Origin of the sequence: Sinorhizobium chiapasense, assembly GCF_045277575.1 — a bacterium.
Taxonomy (GTDB): domain Bacteria; phylum Pseudomonadota; class Alphaproteobacteria; order Rhizobiales; family Rhizobiaceae; genus Ensifer; species Ensifer chiapasense_A.
Genome location: NZ_CP144206.1, coordinates 657,191 through 676,755 on the forward strand (window position 1 = coordinate 657,191; position 19,565 = coordinate 676,755).

17 protein-coding genes are annotated in these 19,565 nt (G+C 62.3%); 14 read left to right on the forward strand and 3 right to left on the reverse strand.

Features of this window, described 5'->3' with window-relative positions:
• The first annotated feature begins 88 nt into the window (after positions 1 to 88).
• The 8 genes from QM996_RS21875 to QM996_RS21910 all read left to right on the forward strand — a co-directional run bounded on the left by QM996_RS21875 (position 89) and on the right by QM996_RS21910 (position 8,639).
• Positions 89 to 1,258 carry an ABC transporter permease gene (locus tag QM996_RS21875; RefSeq protein WP_334198147.1) on the forward strand — a complete coding sequence of 390 codons (1,170 nt, stop codon included), beginning with the start codon at positions 89 to 91 and terminating at the stop codon, positions 1,256 to 1,258.
• Positions 1,255 to 2,193 carry an ABC transporter ATP-binding protein gene (locus QM996_RS21880; RefSeq protein WP_334198148.1) on the forward strand — a complete coding sequence of 313 codons (939 nt, stop codon included), beginning with the start codon at positions 1,255 to 1,257 and terminating at the stop codon, positions 2,191 to 2,193. The genes QM996_RS21875 and QM996_RS21880 overlap by 4 nt, the downstream gene beginning before the upstream one ends.
• The gene (locus QM996_RS21885) at positions 2,193 to 2,930 is read left to right on the forward strand and encodes an ABC transporter permease (RefSeq protein ID WP_334198149.1); all 738 of its coding nucleotides are present in this window, start codon (positions 2,193 to 2,195) and stop codon (positions 2,928 to 2,930) included. The genes QM996_RS21880 and QM996_RS21885 overlap by 1 nt, the downstream gene beginning before the upstream one ends.
• A gap of 297 nt (positions 2,931 to 3,227) precedes the next feature.
• Positions 3,228 to 4,385: a Gfo/Idh/MocA family protein gene (locus tag QM996_RS21890; RefSeq protein WP_334198150.1), complete on the forward strand. Its 1,158-nt coding sequence runs from the start codon at positions 3,228 to 3,230 to the stop codon at positions 4,383 to 4,385.
• Between the two features lie 13 nt (positions 4,386 to 4,398).
• Complete coding sequence (locus QM996_RS21895; protein ID WP_334198151.1) at positions 4,399 to 5,283, forward strand: carbohydrate ABC transporter permease; 885 nt, start codon at positions 4,399 to 4,401, stop codon at positions 5,281 to 5,283.
• Complete coding sequence (locus QM996_RS21900; protein ID WP_334198152.1) at positions 5,280 to 6,137, forward strand: carbohydrate ABC transporter permease; 858 nt, start codon at positions 5,280 to 5,282, stop codon at positions 6,135 to 6,137. The genes QM996_RS21895 and QM996_RS21900 overlap by 4 nt, the downstream gene beginning before the upstream one ends.
• 37 nt (positions 6,138 to 6,174) lie before the next feature.
• Positions 6,175 to 7,404, forward strand: a complete 1,230-nt coding sequence (locus QM996_RS21905) for an ABC transporter substrate-binding protein (RefSeq protein WP_334198153.1) — start codon at positions 6,175 to 6,177, stop codon at positions 7,402 to 7,404.
• A 101-nt stretch (positions 7,405 to 7,505) separates the two neighbouring features.
• Complete coding sequence (locus tag QM996_RS21910) at positions 7,506 to 8,639, forward strand: ABC transporter ATP-binding protein (RefSeq protein WP_334198154.1); 1,134 nt, start codon at positions 7,506 to 7,508, stop codon at positions 8,637 to 8,639.
• 124 nt (positions 8,640 to 8,763) lie between these two features.
• Here QM996_RS21910 and QM996_RS21915 read toward each other — a convergent pair whose 3' ends face one another.
• On the reverse strand, positions 8,764 to 10,239 hold the full coding sequence (locus QM996_RS21915) for a M81 family metallopeptidase (protein WP_334198155.1): 1,476 nt from the start codon (positions 10,237 to 10,239) through the stop codon (positions 8,764 to 8,766).
• 29 nt (positions 10,240 to 10,268) lie between these two features.
• A complete protein-coding gene (locus QM996_RS21920; RefSeq protein ID WP_334198156.1) occupies positions 10,269 to 10,760 on the reverse strand; it encodes a hypothetical protein in 492 nt (163 codons plus the stop codon).
• A gap of 114 nt (positions 10,761 to 10,874) precedes the next feature.
• Here QM996_RS21920 and QM996_RS21925 point away from each other — a divergent pair, with 114 nt between their 5' ends.
• The 6 genes from QM996_RS21925 (at position 10,875) to QM996_RS21950 (ending at position 17,806) form a co-directional block, all read left to right on the forward strand.
• Entirely contained in the window at positions 10,875 to 11,264 is a 390-nt protein-coding gene (locus tag QM996_RS21925) for a RidA family protein (RefSeq protein ID WP_334198758.1), read from the forward strand.
• A gap of 87 nt (positions 11,265 to 11,351) precedes the next feature.
• Entirely contained in the window at positions 11,352 to 12,215 is an 864-nt protein-coding gene (locus QM996_RS21930; protein ID WP_334198157.1) for a MurR/RpiR family transcriptional regulator, read from the forward strand.
• Positions 12,216 to 12,236: 21 nt separating this feature from the next.
• A complete protein-coding gene (locus QM996_RS21935) occupies positions 12,237 to 13,013 on the forward strand; it encodes an SDR family oxidoreductase (protein ID WP_334198158.1) in 777 nt (258 codons plus the stop codon).
• A 22-nt stretch (positions 13,014 to 13,035) separates the two neighbouring features.
• Positions 13,036 to 14,955 (forward strand): beta-N-acetylhexosaminidase, encoded by a 1,920-nt coding sequence (locus QM996_RS21940; RefSeq protein ID WP_334198159.1) that lies wholly within the window; start codon positions 13,036 to 13,038, stop codon positions 14,953 to 14,955.
• Positions 14,956 to 14,966: 11 nt separating this feature from the next.
• Complete coding sequence (locus QM996_RS21945; RefSeq protein WP_334198160.1) at positions 14,967 to 16,409, forward strand: M81 family metallopeptidase; 1,443 nt, start codon at positions 14,967 to 14,969, stop codon at positions 16,407 to 16,409.
• 185 nt (positions 16,410 to 16,594) lie between these two features.
• Positions 16,595 to 17,806, forward strand: coding sequence for an MFS transporter (locus tag QM996_RS21950; RefSeq protein ID WP_334198161.1), 1,212 nt, complete (start codon positions 16,595 to 16,597; stop codon positions 17,804 to 17,806).
• Positions 17,807 to 17,891: 85 nt separating this feature from the next.
• Here QM996_RS21950 and hutU read toward each other — a convergent pair whose 3' ends face one another.
• Positions 17,892 to 19,565, reverse strand: coding sequence for a urocanate hydratase (gene hutU / locus QM996_RS21955; protein ID WP_334198759.1), 1,674 nt, complete (start codon positions 19,563 to 19,565; stop codon positions 17,892 to 17,894).

Here is a 19,565-nt window from a genome sequence, read left to right on the forward strand (position 1 = left end):
TAGCCGGGACGCTGGTCCGATGGCCGGCGTTCCGGGGCGTGCCTGCAGGTGCCGAAGTCGCGCCGGCACAGGCGGGGAGGGATGTGGTTTGAGAGAACTCCGCTTTGACAAGCTCGGAGCGATCATCGCGGCTTTGGCGCTTGGCGGCGCCTTGATCGCGCCCTTCGCAACGTTTCGCGCCAATCGCATCGTCGCTGGTGAGGCGAAGACGATCGTCGAGTCCCTGCCGCAGCCCTGGAGCGTGGCAGTGCTGTTGGTGATCCTTGCGGGCGTGCTCGCAGCGACCATGCGCTCGCCCGCCATTCTGCGACTTGTGGCAGCTTTCGCAGCGCTGGGTGTGCTGGCCCTCGGCATCGGTGTCGCCGCCAGCCACCTGGCGCCGGAAGGCAACAGCTACGCCCGCGTTTCGCCTGCCTCCGGCTTCTGGATCATGCTCTTCGCCTTCGGGCTGCTGGCCGCCGATGCCCTGACGCGATTGCGCCCGGCGCCTTTCGTGCGCATCATCGTGCTTGTCGCCGTGCTCGCCTTTATCGGGATGCTGTTGCTTTCCGGTACCTGGGACGGTCTCTCGATCCTCAAGGAATATGCAAGCCGAGTCGATACTTTCTGGGCGGAAGCCCGCAAGCATGTGACCTTGGCGCTCGGCTCACTTGCGGCCGCAACCATCGCCGGCATACCACTCGGTATCCTCTGCCATCGCGTCACGCGGCTGCGCGACGGCTTGCTCGGAGTCCTGAATGCGATCCAGACGATCCCGTCGATCGCACTCTTCGGCATTCTCATTGCGCCGCTTGGCTGGATCGCCGCCAACGTGCCGGGCGCCGCCACGATCGGCATTCGCGGCATCGGCGTTGCGCCGGCCTTCGTCGCACTGTTTCTCTATTCGCTCTTGCCGGTCGTCGCCAATACCGTCGTTGGGCTGGCCGGTGTTCCGAGGGACGCGAATGACGCCGCCCGCGGCATCGGCATGACCGATTGGCAGCGGCTTGTCGGCATCGAATTTCCGCTGGCCTTTCCGGTGATTCTCACCGGCATCCGCATCGTGCTCGTGCAGAATATCGGCCTGGCAACCATTGCGGCGCTGATCGGCGGCGGCGGTTTCGGCGTCTTCGTCTTCCAGGGTGTCGGGCAGACAGCGATGGATCTCGTGCTGCTCGGGGCCGTTCCGACCGTCGTGATGGCGTTTGCCGCGGCGATCGTTCTCGACGCGATGATCGAGATGGCCACACCAACCAACAGACAGGCAGAGGCCGCATGATCGAGATCGAGAACATCACCAAGCGCTATGGCGAGACCGCCGTCGTCGACGACGTCAGCCTTACGATCGCGCCACGCACGGTCACCGTCGTGGTCGGCACCTCCGGTTCCGGCAAGACGACGCTTCTGCGCATGATCAACCGGCTGGTGGAGCCGACTGCCGGGACGATCCGCCTCGATGGTGAGGACAACCGTTCGCTGCCAGGCTATGAACTGCGCCGGCGCATCGGTTACGCGATCCAGGGGCACGGCCTGTTCCCGCATCGAACCGTCGCGCAGAACATTGCCACTGTGCCGACCCTGCTCGGCTGGGAACGCTCACGCATCGATGCCAAGGTGGAGGAGCTTCTCGAACTGTTCCAGCTCGATCCGGCCGCCTTCGGTCCACGCTTTCCGCACGAGCTTTCCGGCGGTCAGCAACAGCGCGTCGGCGTCGCGCGGGCGTTGGCTGCCGAACCGAAAGTCCTGCTGATGGACGAGCCCTTCGGCGCACTCGACCCGATCATTCGCGCCAAGGCGCAGGATGATCTGCTCGCCATTCAGAAGCACTTCGAGACGACGGTCATTCTCGTCACTCATGACATGGAGGAGGCCTTCCAGCTTGCCGACCACATTGCCGTCATGGACAAGGGCAAGGTGGTGCAATATGCGACGCCCGCCGAAATGTTGATCAAGCCCGCGACCCCGTTTGTCGAAAGCCTGATCGGAGTCAGCGAGCGGCCTTATCGGTTGCTCGCGATCGAGCAGGTTTCGAGCGCCGTCGAACCAGGTTCGGCAGATGGCGCTGCCATATCGAGCGCGCTCACCCAAAGGGAGGCACTTGCCGAACTCCTCTGGTCCGGACGGAGCGCCCTGCCGGTGGCGGATCCCGCAGGTGCAATCATCGGCAAGGTCAGTCTCGAAGGGCTGGCAAAACGAGCAGCTGGGCCTGCCTGATGCCGAACCTATCCACGCTTTTCCGCGCGGCAGCGTTCCTGGTGCTGGTCGCCTTCCTGCTGCAACCGCAATGGTTCGAACCCTTGCTGCGGCCGCTGGTTCAGGAGAATGCGCCCGTGATCTACAATCAGGGCAGCCTGCTGCAACTGACGCTGCTGCATCTGCGCACCGTCGCCATCGCCGTGGCCGCTGCGGCACTGATTGCGCTTTCCCTGGCAATATTGGTGACGCGCGAATCCGGGTCCGAGTTCCTGCCGCTGTCCCGCAGCCTGGTGAATATCGGCCAAACCTTTCCGCCGGTGGCCGTTCTGGCGCTCGCCGTTCCCATCTTCGGCTTCGGTGAGAAGCCGACGTTCATTGCGCTCTTTCTCTACGGCCTGCTGCCGATCTTCGAAAACGCGCTGACGGGGCTGACGACCTTACCGCCCTCCGTCATGGAGGCCGCGCGCGGTGCCGGCATGACAGGCGGCCAGCGGCTGATGAAAGTCGAGCTGCCGCTGGCGATGCCCGTGATCCTTGCCGGCATCCGGCTTTCGGTGGTCATCAGCCTGGCAACGGCCACGATCGGCTCGACGGTCGCGGCGAAAACCCTCGGCGAAGTGATCATTGCCGGCCTGCAATCGAACAATCTCGCCTTCGTCGTCCAGGGCGGCCTGATCGTCGCGACGCTTGCGGTCTTGTTGCACGACGGATTGCAGGCGGCCGAAAGAAAACTCGCCGCTAGAATGGGCCGCTAAAAGGCACCCGCCTGCCCGCCGCCCAGGGTGCTGCGGCGGCCGCCTCGACCAAAATCGAATTATGCATGACCGCCACGCAACGTGCAGTGGTCTGGACCGCTTTCTTCCTGCCGTAGAGTTGCGGATCGCGCACCCTTTTTAGTTGTCCGTGAAATGCCTGCTTTCTCGGCATGTGCCTCCAATATGAAAATGAATTTCACAATTTTACAAAAAATGCGGATTTGGGTTGACGCCCCGAAAAAACTGTCCCAGTCTGCGAAAATAAATTACGCCAAAAGGCAGGGGAACAGGACGAGCATGAAAGTCGGCATCATCGGACTCGGATTCCGTTTGGGTTATCTCGGCTATGTCTTCAAGGCCATGGACGAGAACTTCGAGATCGCCGGCTACGTCGATCCGAACCCGGCTGGTTTGTCCACACTCACCGAAAAAGGCATCTCGGCCGGCAAGGCCTATGCGACGCCTGAAGAGCTGATCGCCAACGAGAAACTCGATCTGTTGATGATCGGCTCACCCAACCACATGCATCTCGACCATATCCGGATTGGGCTTGAAGCGGGTCTCAAGGTTTTCAGCGAAAAACCAATTGTGACGACGATCCAGGAGAGCCTGGAACTCGCCGCGCTGATGGCGAAATTCGGTCATGAGCGATTGATGGTTGGTCTCGTTCTGCGCTACGCGCCGATGTATCGCGACCTGCGGGCGGCGCTTGCCGAAGGCAAGCTCGGCCAAGTCGTCTCGATTGAGGCGGCCGAACATATCGAGCCCTATCACGGCGCCTTCTTCATGCGCGACTGGCGTCGCTACGAGCGCTACTCCGGCAGTTTCATGCTGGAGAAGTGCTGCCACGACCTCGACCTCTACAACGGCGTTGTCGGCGCTCGGCCGGAACGGGTGGCGAGTTTCGGCGGCCGCAAGAGCTTCATTCCCGCCAACGATCCGGCGCGCGAAGGCATCAATGATCTCGAACTCTTTCACCGCAAACCGAGCGGCTGGATGGGCTCCGACAAGGTTTTCGACAGCGACGGCGACATCATCGACTACCAGGTAGCGATCGTCGAATATGCCAATGGCGTCGGCATGAACTTCCACACCAATCTCAACGTGCCGGATCAGTTCCGCCGGTTCTGCATCATGGGATCGCGCGGCATGGCCGAGGGCGATTTCATCCGCGGCTATTTCGACGTCCACGAGATGCTGACCGGCAAGAAGGTCATCGAGAACAAATATGCCGCCACGGAACTGTCGCAGCACTATGGTGCCGACGAGCAGATGGCGACCGATATCATCGGCCACGTCCGGGACGGCCGACCGCTGCCGGTTTCGACGCTCGACGCACTTGAAGCCGGCATCCTGGCCCTTTCGATGGACGAGGCGCGGCGCAAGAAGAGCGTCATCGACCTCCGGCCCATATGGGACCGTTTCGACGAAGCCCTGCATTCCCGCGCGGCGTAAGGGGAGGCGAGGGATGAGTGTTCAACGCAGCACGGTCATCTTCGCCTGGATCCTGCTTCTTCCCGCTGTTCTCTACGTCACGGTGATTGTCGCCTATCCGTTGGTCGATACCTTCATCCTGTCGTTCACGGACGCGTCGCTGAAGAAGACGACCAACTGGGTCGGCTGGACCAACTACGACAAGATCTTCAATGAGACCTTCGCCGAGGTCATCTTCCGCACCTTCGTCTGGACCTTCTTCTCGGTCTCGATCAAGATGATCATCGGTGTCTTCGGTGCGACGATGTTGAACGCCGCCGTGCCGGGACGTGCGCTCTTCCGCCTGCTCACCATGCCGCCATGGATCGTGCCAATGGCGATCGGCATCTTCATGTGGGGCTGGATGTACAACGGCCAGTTCGGCATGATCTCCGGCGTCCTGCAGAACTGGGGCTTGAGCAACGGGCCGATTGCCTTCCTCGCGCACGGGTCGACCGCCTTCTGGGCGACGATCATCACCGACGTATGGATCGGCGTGCCGCTGGTGACGCTCTACATGCTGGCGGCGATGCAGGCGATCCCGCAGGATCTCTATGAGGCTGCATGGACCGACGGGGCAGGGCGCTTCTACCGCTTCCGCCGCATTACCCTGCCGCTCCTCGTCCCGTCGCTCATCACTATGTCGATGCTGTCGCTGATCGCGACCTTCAATTCCTTCGACATCATCTGGATCCTCACCCAGGGCGGTCCCAACGGTGAAACGACGACGATGATCATCGATACCTACCGCACCGCCATCGGATCGAAGAAGTACGGGGAAGGGGCGGCGCGCGCGGTGCTGATCTGCATCTTCCTGTCGATCTTCTGCTTCGCCTATTTCCGGGTCACCAGCCGTCTTGCCGCGGGGGAACAGAAATGAGTCAGCCCGCCATGATCAACCGCTACCGCTGGTACGAACTCGTTGGCATCTACGCCGGCATCTTCGTCTTCCTTTGCTTCATCCTGGCGCCGTTCTTCGAAGGGTTTCTGGTATCTTTGAAGCCGCTCGGGCTGCTGTTCTCGTCGCCCTATCGCTTCTGGCCGGAAAATGGCTCGTTTGCCGCCTACGTCACCATGTGGGAGAGCGTGCCGGGCTTTGCCCGCTATATCTTCAATTCCTTCTTCATCTCCACCATCGTGACGGCGATCGTGCTGGTACTGGTGATCCCGGCGGCCTATGCCTTCGCCCGCTTCAGTTTCCGCGGCAGTGGGCTGCTGCTGGGTGCGTTCCTCGCGGTCAATATGTTTTCCGGCGCCGTGCTGCTCATTCCGCTGTTCCGGCTGATGCGCACCTTCGGCGTGCTCAACACCTATCTGGCGATGATCGTGCCGGGCGTCGCCTTCCTGATCCCGTCGGCGATCTGGCTTCTGCGCACCTATATGATGCGCATCCCGCGCGAACTGGACGAGGCTGCCTTCGTCGATGGCGCCAGCCACTTCTATACGCTGCGGCGGGTGATCCTGCCGATTGCGATGCCCGGCATCACCGTCGTGGCGATCACCACCTTCATCGGCGCCTATGCCCAGCAATTCATCTATGCGCTGACCTTCAACTCCAAGTCCGAATACATGCCGCTGCCCGTCGGGCTCTTTGCCTATTTCGGTCGTCAGGAGGTGGTCTGGAACGAGCTCATGGCTGCGAGCTTCGTCGGCATCGCGCCGGCTGTGGTCGTGATCTTCCTCTTACAACGGTATCTCGTCAGCGGCCTGACCGCGGGCGCGGTGAAACAATAAGACTTAAGTCAACCACCAGAGAACGGGAGCATAAAACGTGTCTATTCAATTTAAGACAGGGGTACTCGCCCTGGCACTGCTCGGTTCGACCGCGCTTGGCGCCGTCACCGCCCAGGCGGCCGACCAGGAGATCAGCTGGATCTACTGCGGCGACACCATGGATGCGGTTCACGCCAAATACATCAAGCAGTGGGAAGAGAAGAACCCGGGCTGGAAGGTCACGCCGGAAGTGGTCGGCTGGGCTCAGTGCCAGGACAAGGCCACGACGTTGGCCGCTGCCGGCACGCCGGTCGCCATGGCCTATGTCGGCTCGCGTACGCTGAAGGAGTTCGCGCAGAACGACCTCATCGTTCCCGTTCCGATGACGGACGAAGAGAAGAAGACCTACTACCCCAACATCGTCGACACCGTCACCTTCGACAACAACCAGTGGGGCGTTCCGATCGCATTCTCGACCAAGGCGCTCTATTGGAACAAGGACCTGTTCAAGCAGGCCGGTCTCGATCCGGAAAAGCCGCCGAAGACCTGGGCTGAAGAGATCGAATACGCCAAGGCGATCAAGGAAAAAACCGGCATCGCCGGCTACGGTCTTCCGGCCAAGACTTTCGACAACACGATGCACCAGTTCATGCACTGGGTGTATACGAACAACGGCAAGGTGATCGACGGCGACAAGATCGTCATCGACAGCCCGGAAGTCCTCGCAGCGCTTCAGGCCTACAAGGACATCACGCCCTATTCGGTTGAGGGTGCCACCGCCTACGAACAGAACGAAATCCGCGCCATCTTCCTCGATGGCAAGGTCGGCATGATCCAGGCGGGTTCGGGTGCGGCGACGCGCCTGAAGGAAACCAAGGTCAACTGGGGTGTCGCACCGCTGCCGCTCGGCCCTTCAGCCAAGGGCGAAGGCACGCTGCTGATCACCGACAGCCTGGCGATCTTCAAAGGTTCGGGCGTCGAAGAAAAGGCGATCGAGTTCGCCAAGTTCATCACCTCTCCCGGTCCGCAGGGTGAATACGAGCTACAGGGCGGCGCCGGCCTGACGCCGCTGCGTCCGTCGCCGATGGTCGATGAATTCGTCAAGAAGGATCCCTATTGGAAGCCGTTCATCGACGGCATCACCTATGGTGGTCCCGAGCCGCTCTTCACCGACTACAAGGGCTTCCAGAACGTCATCATCGAGATGGTCCAGTCGGTCGTGACCGGCAAGGCTGAACCGGCCGACGCGCTCAAGAAGGCCGCCGGCGACCTCGAAGAGTTCAAGTAGGGCAGCGGGCCGCGGGCTCTGCTGCATATTGCAGGGTTCGCGGCCCTTACTTTCTTTTGCTATAAATGAGCCGCTTCTCGCCGGTGGCCGGAGACAGTTTCTTGGGACAGCTCAATCTCAATCGGATTCAGAAATTCTACGGGACTTTCGAGGTGCTGAAAGGCATCGATCTCGAAGTCAAGAACGGTGAGTTCGTCGTTTTCGTCGGACCTTCCGGCTGCGGCAAGTCGACCTTGCTCAGGATGATAGCTGGTCTCGACGAGACCAGCTCAGGGGACATCCTGATCGAGGGCAAGCGCGTCAATGATCTGCCGCCGGTCAAGCGCGGAATCGCCATGGTCTTCCAGTCCTACGCGCTCTATCCGCACATGACCGTCTTCGAGAACATCGCCTTTCCGCTTCGCGTGGAAAAAATGGCCGAAGAGAAGCTGAAGGCGAAGGTGGAGCACGCCGCGCGCATCCTGCACCTCGACCAGCGCCTGCAGCAGAAGCCCGGCATGTTGTCCGGCGGGCAGCGCCAGCGTGTCGCGATCGGACGGGCGATCGTGCGCGAGCCGAAGATCTTCCTCTTCGACGAGCCGTTGTCGAACCTCGACGCGGCCCTTAGGGCGGACATGCGCATCGAATTGGCGAAACTGCACCGGCAATTGCAGGCAACGATGATCTACGTCACGCACGACCAGGTCGAGGCGATGACGATGGCGGACCGGATCGTCGTTCTCAATGCCGGGCAGATCGCCCAGACGGGCGCGCCGCTCGAACTCTATCACAAGCCTGCCAATACCTTCGTTGCCGGCTTCATTGGCAATCCGAAGATGAACTTCCTTCCCGTTAGCTGCAAAGGCGTCAGCGATGCCGGCGTCGAGGTCGACTACAAGGGGCAGACGGCGGTCATTCCCGTCGCCCCCCAAGGCGGCCTCGTCGGCCGAACGCTGACGCTCGGGGTTCGCCCGGAACACATCACGCTCGGCCCCGGAGATCTGACCCTCAAGGTTACGCCGACGGTGATCGAGCGCCTTGGCGCCCATACGGTCGCCTATGCGGCGATTGGCGGCGAAGGCGAAAACTTCTGCGCCATGTTGCCGGGCACGGCGGCGATCCGGCCGGAGGAGACGATCCAGACCGGTATCCAGGTTGCCGATTGCCATCTTTTCGACGAAAGGGGCATCGCACTCGAACGCCGCGTCGAACTGACCGACATCGACATGGGCGTGCTCGATCCGGCGGCTGCTTGATCGCAACGTTCAGGACCAAGAAAGGGACCGCCGGCTTTCGCAAGCCGGCGGTCCCTTTTTCCATGTGCTGAACGCGTCCGAGAAGTACCGGTGCGGGGTGAGACTGCGGCGCGTGTAGAGCAGTTCAGGCCGCACCCTTTTCCGCTGCGTGCGGATTGTCGACCTTCGGCCAGATATCCTTGCGGGCGCGCTTGTAGTCGGTCCGCGCCGGGTTGTTCGGATAGGGAGTGCCCGCCGAACAATAAAGGATCTCGGACGCGATCTTCGAGAACGAGGCGTAGAAGTGGTTGGTCGACTTGATGACCAGGATCTTCTTCGTGGTCGGATCGATGCCCATCACCGAGAAGAGGCTTGGATCGAAACTCTGTGCCCGGGTCGAGTTGAGGATGATGTCAATGCCGCTGAAATGGATGTGAGCCGCGTCGCCGAACGGCGCGAAACTCTCGCCGAAGCGCATCTCGGCGTCCCGCACCAATTTGACCACCTTGACCGTGCCGTCGACCGGATTGCCGGTTCCGGGGGCTGACTTGGCGCCAAAACGCAACGGGATCTCGGCGCCTTCGCCAGCCGCCATGCAGATCTGTACGGCCATCGGATCCCAGATCGTTCCGACCGCAACGTCGGAAGCGCCACGCCTCAGGAGTTCTTCAAGCAACACCGTCGCGTCACCAGCCGTACCGCCGCCCGGATTGTCCCAGACATCCGCGATCACCACTGGCCCCGCGGCCGCGGCAAGCGCCTCACTGACGGCCTGCTTCTCGTCGATCTGCGGCATGATAAAGGTGCCGCGCTTCGAGAAGAGCTCGAGCCCCAGCTCCCGCGCGATGCTTGCGCCCTTTTCCGCCTTGCCGTTGGTGACGGCGATCAGCTTGGTGCCCATCTCGGGAACGTCGCCCGCCATGAAGCCATGGACGACCGAGAGCGAGAGCACATCCGCGTCTTCTCTTTCGATCCGCATCAGCTTGTCGACGAAGGACCGCATCGGCTCGCGCGACGTCGGGTAGACGTCGATCATCCGGCAGTCGAACACCGACATGACAGGCGTGACGCGGCCTTCGAGCGTATCGACCACGATGCGCCAAAGGTCCTCGGCGCGGTCGACGAAGTCGGTGTGCGGAAACTCCTTGAAGAACACGAAGAAGTCCGAGGCAGCGACGCGCTTGGCCGTCAGGTGGCTGTGAGGATCGAGCTCGGCACAGACGAGAATATCGGGTCCGACGATTTCGCGGACGCGCGCCAGCAGGTCGCCCTCGGTGTCCTCGTAGCCGGCAGCGACCATCGCGCCGTGCAGGCCGAGCACAACGGCGTCGACCGGCATGGCGGCCCGCAGTTGGTCGAGGATCTCGTCGCGCAGGCTCTCATAGGTCTCGCGGTTGACGAGGCCTGCCGGATCCGCCCAGGTGGCGGTGCCTTCGATCAGTAACCAGCCCTTTTCCGCGGCGACGCGACGGCCAACCGTGATGGGCGCGGTGCAAAGCGTCGGGGTCTCCGGGTGCTCACCGGGTGGTGCATAGAGCGAGGCTTCGAAGGCCCGGCGGTCGATGCAGATCGGGGAGAAGGTGTTGGTCTCGGTCGCAAGCGCCGCTGTGAAGATCCGCAATGCCTTTGCCTTTTCTGTCGCGTCGCTCTTTAGGCCGGACCCATCGGGTTCGGCAGGTAGCCGGTGAAGCCGGCGATCTTCCAGCGTCCCTGATGCAGGCGGCAGTAGTAGACGGTCTGCCATTTCAGGATGTCGACGCTGCCATCCGTCTTCTTCAGACTGCCATCGAACTTCTTGCGTGCCAGCGCCTGGTCGCCGTTGATCTCGATGTCTTCGAGCGTCGTCGTCGTGAAAATGGCCGTGCGCGGATCCTCGGCAAAACTCTGGCCGGCGAAGTCTTCCGCCTGGCGCAGCCATTCATCACGATAGGCGGCGAGCGAGGGGAAGGTCAGCCGCCAATTGTCGGGATTGGTCTCCCGGCGACCGTCGATGCCGATGAAGCTTTCCTCGACGAAATCGTCCGCGACCATCGACCAGTCGGCCGCGAGAAAGGCGTCGATATCGCGAGAGACGAGCATCTCCCAGATCGAATGGCGTGCAGTGTCGGAGGAGGGGAATGGATTGAGGAAAGCATCCCGCATATTCGCGCCCAAAATTGAAATTCTTTTCATGAATGGTGTTTTTCACTAGCCAAATTCAGCTTTCTATGGTCACTTGTCAACGATCAAAGAAAATAATTTGCAAGAAGGCTCATGATGACGATCAAGCGCTATGGTGTGGAACAGGTCGGCGCTGGCGGTAAACCCTTGCCCTTCGCACGCGCGGTGGAAGCGGACGGCTGGCTTTATGTTTCCGGCCAGGTTGCGATGGAAAACGGCGAAATCATCGAGGGTGGGATTATCCCGCAAACCCACAAGACGATCGCGAACGTGCTGGCCATCCTGAGCGAAGCCGGCTACGGTCCGGAACATGTGGTTCGTTGCGGTGTCTGGCTCGACGACCCGCGTGATTTCTGGACTTTCAACAAGATCTACCAGGAGTATTTCGGTGCTCATCCGCCGGCACGGGCCTGCGTCCAGTCGTCGATGATGGTCGATTGCAAGGTCGAGATCGACTGCGTCGCCTATAAGCCGAAGGAAGGCTGATCTTAGAGCGGGATGAGGAGAAGTGTATGCGGTTTTCCGCCCGCATCCCGCTCTCATTCGTGAACCGAAGCAAGGCGTAAGCGGGCGATGGACATCTTCGCGACACTGCAGGAAGAAAAAGGGCGGCTCTCCCAGTCGGAAAACCGCATTGCCGACATTCTCCTGAATGACTTCGAGTTTGCTGTGAACGCCTCCATCATCGAATTGGCGAGCAAGGCGGACGTCTCTCCGCCGACCGTCACCCGCTTCTGTCGCCGGCTCGGCTGCGACAGCTTTTCAGACTTCAAGGTCCAGCTCGCCCGCACAGCCTATATCGGCATGCGCTATCTGAAACCGGAGCCGAAGAGCCGCGAGACCGGCGATGTCGCCCAGGACATCATCACCAAGGCGCAGAATGCGCTGTTTCTGCTGCATCGCTCACTCGACCTCGCGGCGATCGAACGGGCGGTCGAGCGGATCGCCGCGGCCGAAATGATCTATGCCTTCGGTTCGGGCGGCAACTCCTCGATGATTGCCGGCGAACTGCAAAACCGGCTCTTCCGTTACGGCCTGCGCGTCACCGCCAGTTCCGACCACAGCATGCAACTGATGATGACGGCGGCCGCCCGGCCGACCGACGTGCTGATCGGCTCGTCCTTCTCCGGCCGCAATGCCGAGCTGGTGCGCGCCTTCACGCTCGCCCGCGAACTGAAAGTGCCGACCATCGCGCTGACACAGAGCGGTAGCCCAGTCGCGGCCGCCGCCAGCATCACGGTCCCGGTCGATCTGCCCGAGGGCAACAACATTTACCGTCCCACCTCCACCCGCATCGCCTATCTGGCGCTGCTCGATATCCTCTCCAGCCTCGTTGCCTATCGGGTGCAGCCCCAGGCGACGACCACACTTCGGCGCATCAAGCAGCAGCTCGTGACGCACCGCGACGGTGACGATCGCCAGCTTCTCGGAGACTGACGTGCCGCGAAAGGTCAGCGCATGACACAATCCCTCGCGATCGTAACCGGCGCGGCCGGCGATATCGGCCGTGCTATCGCGCGCAAGCTTTCCGATGATCACGACGTGATCCTGCTCGTCGATATCGATGCGGGCGCTGCCGAACGAGCGGCGCGTGCGCTCGGCGATGACAAACGCTTCGTGGCCGTGGCTTGCGACGTCACCGACACGACGAGCGTTGCGGCGATGGCGGCGACAGCAGCGGAGAGGGGAGCCGTTCGCACGCTCGTCAACAATGCGGGTGCTGCCCGCGCCGTCAGCCTGCATGATACGACGCCGGAGATCTGGCGCATGGACAACGCGCTGAACCTCGAAGCTGCGTTCCTGTGCTTTCGCGCCGTCGAGGACATGTTGAAAAAGACCGGCGGATCGGTGGTCAACATCGCCTCGGTCAACGGCATGAACGTCTTCGGCCACCCTGCCTACAGCGCCGCAAAAGCCGGCCTCCTGCATCTGACGCGGCTCATCGCGGTGGAATACGGCAAGTTTGGCATCCGCTCGAACGCTGTTGCCCCCGGCACGGTGCGCACCCAGGCCTGGGAGGCGAGGGCAGCGGCAAACCCTGATGTCTTCGAGGAGGCACGTCGCTGGTATCCGCTGCAGCGCATCGTCAACCCCGACGACGTCGCCAACGCCGTGCATTTCCTGGCGGGACCACTTGCTGCGGCCATTACGGGCGTCTGCCTGCCAGTCGATTGCGGCCTTACCGCCGGTCAGGCGGAGCTGGCGCGCACGTTTTCGCAATCAAGCCATTACTGACATTGCATTGGGGAGGAAGAAGATGCACCCGGTTTCCTATCGTCTCGAGGCGTCCTGGCAGCCGGATGGCGGGCCGTTCGGCCGATTCACTTTCACGCTGTTCAATGTCTCTGGTGCGCCACTTTCCGACTTCAGGATCGTCTATACGTCGTTGACGCGCGTCATCGATCCCGAGGCCTGCGGCAATGCCGTCTTCCTGCGCCGCAACGCCAATTTTCACGAGTTTGCGCCGCCGGAGGGGCTGACGATCGACAATGGCGAAAGCTGGACCTTCACCGTCAGCGGCCTGCATCGCAATGCGCGCCATTGCACCGATGGCGCCAAGTCCGCCTATCTGACGCTTGCCGACGGCCGACATGTTCCGGTCGCGGTATCGGACTTGCTTCTTGAAAACGCCGTCAGTGAGCCGCCGCCGGTTCGGCTGCCGGAAGGCAAACTCGATCAACCCTATGCGCTCCAGCCCTGGCCGGCGACGCTCGAGCTTCGTGCCGGAACAGGTTTTCCGGTCGTTCTCTATCCGGCCACAGGCGCCGGGCAAGACGACATTGCTGCGCTCGATACCGTCTTGTCGATGTTTCATCGACTGTTTCCCGAGGGCCACGCACCCTTCAGCCTCGCGGCATCGAAGCAAGGGCGGCCGGTCGTCTTCATCGCGGATGCCGATATGGCGGCAGAGGCCTATCGTCTTGATTTCTCCGAAGCCGACATTCGCCTGAGCTACGGCGGCAGCGCCGGCCGCCAATACGGCCTGACGAGCCTGGCCCAGCTTCTGGACGGCGCACGCAACCATCCCGACAAGTTCCGCTTCCCGGCGAGTGGTACGATCTCGGATGCGCCGCGCTACGGCTGGCGCGGCTGCCATCTCGATGTCTCTCGACAATTCTACCCGACCGCCGACGTGGCGCGGCTGATCGACATCCTCGCCTGGTTCAAGCTCAACATCTTCCACTGGCATCTGACGGACGACGAGGCGTGGCGCTTGGAGATCAAGGCGTTTCCGGAGCTGACGACGCTCGGCGTTCTGCGTGGCCCCGATGAACCGCTCTTGCCGCAGCTCGGCAATGGTGCAGAGCCCGTGGGCGGTTTCTACAGCCAGGCGGACGTCAAGGCGATCGTCGCGCAGGCGATGTCGCTCCACATCGATGTCGTCCCGGAGATCGACATTCCCGGACACAGCACGGCGACGCTCGTTGCGCTGCCGGATCTGACCGATGGCCAGGAGGCGCCGGAGAGCTACCACTCGGTTCAGGGCTATCCGAACAATGCGCTCAATCCGGCCGTCGCCTTCACCTACGAATTCCTCGAGAAGGTCTTCGACGAGATGGTCGAGCTCTTCCCGAGCCAGTACATCCATATCGGCGGTGACGAAGTGGCGAACGGCTCGTGGCTTGCTTCGCCGCTTGCCAAGAAGCTGATGGAGCAGGAAGGCATTTCCGGTACCTTCGCGCTGCAATCCTATTTCCTGAAGCGGGTGAAGCAGATGCTGACGGCGCGTGGCCGCAAGCTTGCCGGCTGGAACGAGGTGGCGCATGGCGGCGGTGTCTCGACCGAAGATACGCTGCTGATGGCCTGGGAGCGGCCGGAGGTCGGCATCGAGCTCGCACGCGAGGGCTATGACGTGGTGATGACGCCCGGACAGGCCTATTATCTCGACATGGCGCAGGCCGATGCGTGGCAGGAGCCCGGTGCGAGCTGGGCTGGTACGGCAACGCCCGCCCATACCTATGGTTATGAGGCCGAGGGTGAATTCCCCGAGGAGCTGAAGCCGCGCCTCAAGGGCGTCCAGGCCTGCATCTGGTGCGAGCACTTCCTCTCGCGCGGTTACTTCAACCGTTTGGTCTTCCCGCGGCTTCCGGCGATCGCCGAAGCGGCCTGGACACCCAAGGCGGCGAAGGATTGGCTGCGTTTCGCGGCGATTGCGCCGCTCAGCCCGAACCTCTGAGAGGAAAACCTATGCGCATCGCCGTTGGTGGCATCCACACTGAGTGCAGCACCTATTCACCGGTTCTGATGGCGGAGGAGGATTTCCGCGTCCTGCGCGGGCAGGCGTTGCTCGACGCGGACTATTTCAGCTTTATGAAGGCCGAAGGCGTCGAGCACTTGCCGCTCTTGCATGCGCGCGCCGTGCCCGGCGGACCCGTATCGCGCCCGACCTACGAGGCGTTCAAGGCGGAGTTCCTCGAAAGGCTCAGCGAAGCCCTGCCAATCGACGGCCTCTATCTCGCCATGCATGGCGCGATCAAGGTTGACGGCATGGACGATGCGGAGGGCGACTGGATCTCGGCCGCCCGTGCTGTCGTCGGCGCCGATTGCCCGATCGCGGCGAGCTATGACCTGCACGGCAATGTCAGCCAGAAGATCATCGATCAGCTCGACATATTTGCCGCCTACCGCACCGCGCCGCACATCGATACGCCGGAAACCATGACCCGTGCCTGGTCGATGCTCATCTCGGCGCTCAAAGACGGGACGCGCCCGGGTATCGCTTGGGCGCGGGTTCCGGTGTTGCTGCCCGGCGAATGCACCTCGACCGAGGACGAGCCGGCGAAGTCGCTTTATGCGCAGTTGCCAGAGATCGACAAGCGGCGGGGGATCCTCGACGCGAACCTGATGGTTGGTTACGTCTGGGCCGATGAGCCGCGGGCTACCGCCTGCGCGGTCGTCACCGCGACGGATAGGACCGCGGCCAAGCAAGCGGTCGAAGAGATCGCCGCTGGCTACTGGGCGGAGCGGAACAACTTCCGCTTCGGTCCGGTGACGGGACCGCTCGACGAGATGCTCGACATCGCCGAACGGGCGACGACAACGCCGGTTATCCTCGCCGACTCCGGCGACAACCCGACCGGCGGCGGCGTCGGCGACCGCGCCGATGTGCTGAAGGCGCTGCTGGCACGCAAGTGGCGCGGCGCTCTGATTGCCGGCATCACCGACCGGCCCGCTGTCGAGGCCTGTTTCGACGCGGGTGTTGGCGAAATGCTGATGCTCAAGATCGGCGGAAGCCTCGACCCGGCAAGCCCAAGGGCCGAGATGCTGGTGGAGGTCGTCAGGCTCGACGATCCAGGCGCTCAGAGGGAGCGGCAGGCGGTGGTGCGCGTCGGCGAGATCGATATCGTCATTGCCGCGCGCCGCAGGCCCTATCACGATATCGAGGACTTCCGTCGGCTGGGGCTCGATCCTCAGGCCGTGCGGTTGCTGGTCGTCAAGTCGGGTTACCTGTCGCCGGAACTGGCGCCGATCGCCAACCCCAATCTGATGGCCTTGACCGAGGGCGTCGTTAATCAGGGCATCGCCGGCCTGGCAAGCCTCCGCCGCCAGCGGCCGGCTTACCCCTTCGATCAGGACTTTGCCTTCGAGCCGGCTGCACGGTTCTCGGCCCGCTGGTCGAGCGACGACTGAGGTCACGCTATCCGCATATTTCCTACCCGAATCTTGGGTAGGCTTTCTGCTGCAGCGCCGCGCGTCTTTTGAGGACGCGCCAAGGTCGCAGCGATACTTCAAGTTGCTGCATGATTGTCCTTGAATCGATGCCGATTCAAGGAATTTTGCAGCGCCCTCCACCCGCTTCGCGGACACGTTCTGTCATGACTTCCACCATTCTCAGCGCCATGCGCAACCCGGCCATGCGGATCAGCATGCTGGCTATCTTCCTGTTCGGCTTTGCGGGGGCAGCAACCTCGCCCTACCAGTCGGTCGTCGGCATCAACGAACTGGGGCTCAGCGACGCCGTCTATTCGTTGCTGATCCTCTTTGCCTCGACGGTCAATGTCATCGTCAGCGTTTCCATTGGCATTCTCGCCGATCGCGTTGGCAACTACCGGGTGCTGATGTCGACGGCGATCCTCTTCGGCGTCATCGGCTACGGCATCGTCTATGCGCTGCCGCACCAGATGAGTTTCGTCATCAGCGTCCTTTTGCTGCTGCCGATCTACGGCTCACTCTATACGCTTGTCTTCGCCAATGTGCGCAGCATTGCACGGCGGATGAGCGGGCATGATGCGGCATCACTGACGACGGGCGCACGTGCGGCCATCTCGCTTGCCTGGGTGCTGGTGCCGGGACTGGTGGGCTTTGCGCTGGCGGGCGGAGAGAGCATGTTGCCTGCTTATCTTCTTGCCTCTCTTGGCTGCACCGTCAATCTGCTGATCGTCTTCTTCTCGCTCCCCAACGAAGGCGGGGTCGATCCGTCGCTCGGCAAGCGGCTGTCCTACTGGACGTCGTTCCGGGAAATCCTGACGCCGCGCATCTTCTTGCGGGTGATAGCCGTTGCGACGATCACCTCGGCGCTGCATGTCAATGCAGCGGTGCTGCCTCTGATCATGATCGACGAAATCGGCGGAAGCGTCACTGATATCGGCATCATCGTCGGCATCGTCGCTTTCCTGGAAGTCGTCTTCATCTTCGTCTGGGCGCGCATTCAGTTGAGCCTCGTCCCCTTCAAGGCGCTGGCGCTGGGGACGGCCATCTATATCGGCTACATGCTGCTGCTCGGCATTTCCAGCGCCACCTGGCAGATCTACGCGCTCACGCTCATCAGCGCCTTCGGTGCCGCGGCGCTGATCACCATTCCGATCAGCTACCTTCAGGACCTGATTGCCGACCGGCCAGGACTGGGAAGCTCGCTGATCGCCGTGAACCTTTTCTTAAGTGGCGGGCTTTGTGCTGGGCTTTTCGCGCTCGGCACCCGGATCAGCAACTATTCCGGAACGGCGCTGCTCGGTGGCGTCGGGGGATTTGCCGGGCTCGTGCTGCTGCTGGTGCTTGACGGCAAGCGGGAAAAGACGGCAGCAAGTTAAAGCGCAGAGATTGAAATGGGATAAGCCGACAAGCTCATCCCATCCAAGAACATTCGGGGCGCCATGAGGCGCCCCGAAGACGATATCAGTTGCCGAGGATGCCCGGCAGGCGCAGGCCCTTGTCCTTGGCGCAATCAAGGGCAATGTCGTAGCCCGCATCGGCGTGGCGCATGACGCCGGTTGCCGGATCGTTCCAGAGGACGCGCTCCAGGCGCTTGGCCGCGTCATCGGTACCGTCAGCGCAGATGACGACGCCCGAATGCTGCGAGAAGCCCATGCCGACGCCGCCGCCATGATGCAGCGACACCCAGGTGGCGCCCGATGCGGTGTTGAGCAGCGCGTTGAGCAGCGGCCAGTCGGAGACGGCGTCCGAGCCGTCCTTCATCGCTTCGGTCTCGCGGTTCGGCGAGGCGACCGAGCCTGAGTCGAGATGGTCGCGGCCGATGACGACGGGAGCCTTCAATTCGCCGTTCTTGACCATTTCGTTGAAGGCGAGGCCGAGGCGGTGGCGATCGCCGAGACCGACCCAGCAGATGCGCGCCGGCAGGCCCTGGAAGGAGATGCGCTCGCGCGCCATGTCCAGCCAGTTGTGTAGATGCTTGTTGTCGGGCAGCAGTTCCTTGACCTTGGCGTCGGTCTTGTAGATGTCCTCCGGATCGCCGGACAGAGCCGCCCAGCGGAACGGACCGATGCCGCGGCAGAAGAGCGGACGGATATAGGCGGGAACGAAGCCCGGGAAGGCGAAGGCGTTTTCGAGGCCTTCTTCCTTGGCCATCTGGCGGATGTTGTTGCCGTAGTCGAAGGTCGGGATACCCATGTCCTTAAAGGCGATCATCGCTTCGACGTGATCGCGCATCGAGGCGCGTGCCGCCTTTTCGACAGCCTTCGGATCGCTGACGCGCTTTTCCTTCCACTGGCCCATCGTCCAGCCCTTCGGCAGGTAGCCGTTGACCGGGTCGTGCGCCGAGGTCTGGTCGGTGACCATGTCGGGACGGATGCCGCGGCGGACCATTTCCGGCAGGATTTCGGCGGTGTTGCCGAGCAGACCGACGGATTTCGCTTCGCCGTTCTTCGTCCAGCGGGCGATCATCTCCATCGCCTCGTCCAGTGTTTCGGCCTTCTCGTCGAGGTAGCGGGTGCGCAGGCGGAAATCGATCGAGTCCGGATTGCATTCGACGGCGAGGCACGAGGCGCCGGCCATGACGGCCGCGAGCGGCTGGGCACCACCCATGCCGCCGAGGCCGCCGGTCAGTACCCACTTGCCCTTAAGATTGTCGCCATAGTGCTGGCGGCCGGCCTCCACGAAGGTCTCGTAGGTGCCCTGAACGATGCCCTGTGTGCCGATATAGATCCAGGAGCCGGCGGTCATCTGGCCGTACATGGCGAGACCCTTCTTATCCAGCTCGTTGAAGTGATCCCAGGTCGCCCAATGCGGCACGAGGTTGGAGTTGGCGATCAGCACGCGCGGGGCGTCCTTGTGGGTGCGGAAGACACCGACCGGCTTGCCGGACTGCACCATCAGCGTCTCATCGTCGTTGAGGTCCTTGAGCGTCTCGACGATCTTGTCGAAATCGGCCCAGGTGCGCGCCGCCCGTCCGATGCCGCCATAGACGACCAGTTCGTGCGGGTTTTCCGCAACGTTCGGGTCGAGGTTGTTCATCAGCATGCGCAGCGGCGCTTCGGTGAGCCAGCTCTTGGCATTGAGCGTCGTGCCCTGGGGGGCGCGCACGTCGCGAATGTTGTGGCGCGGATTGTTCAT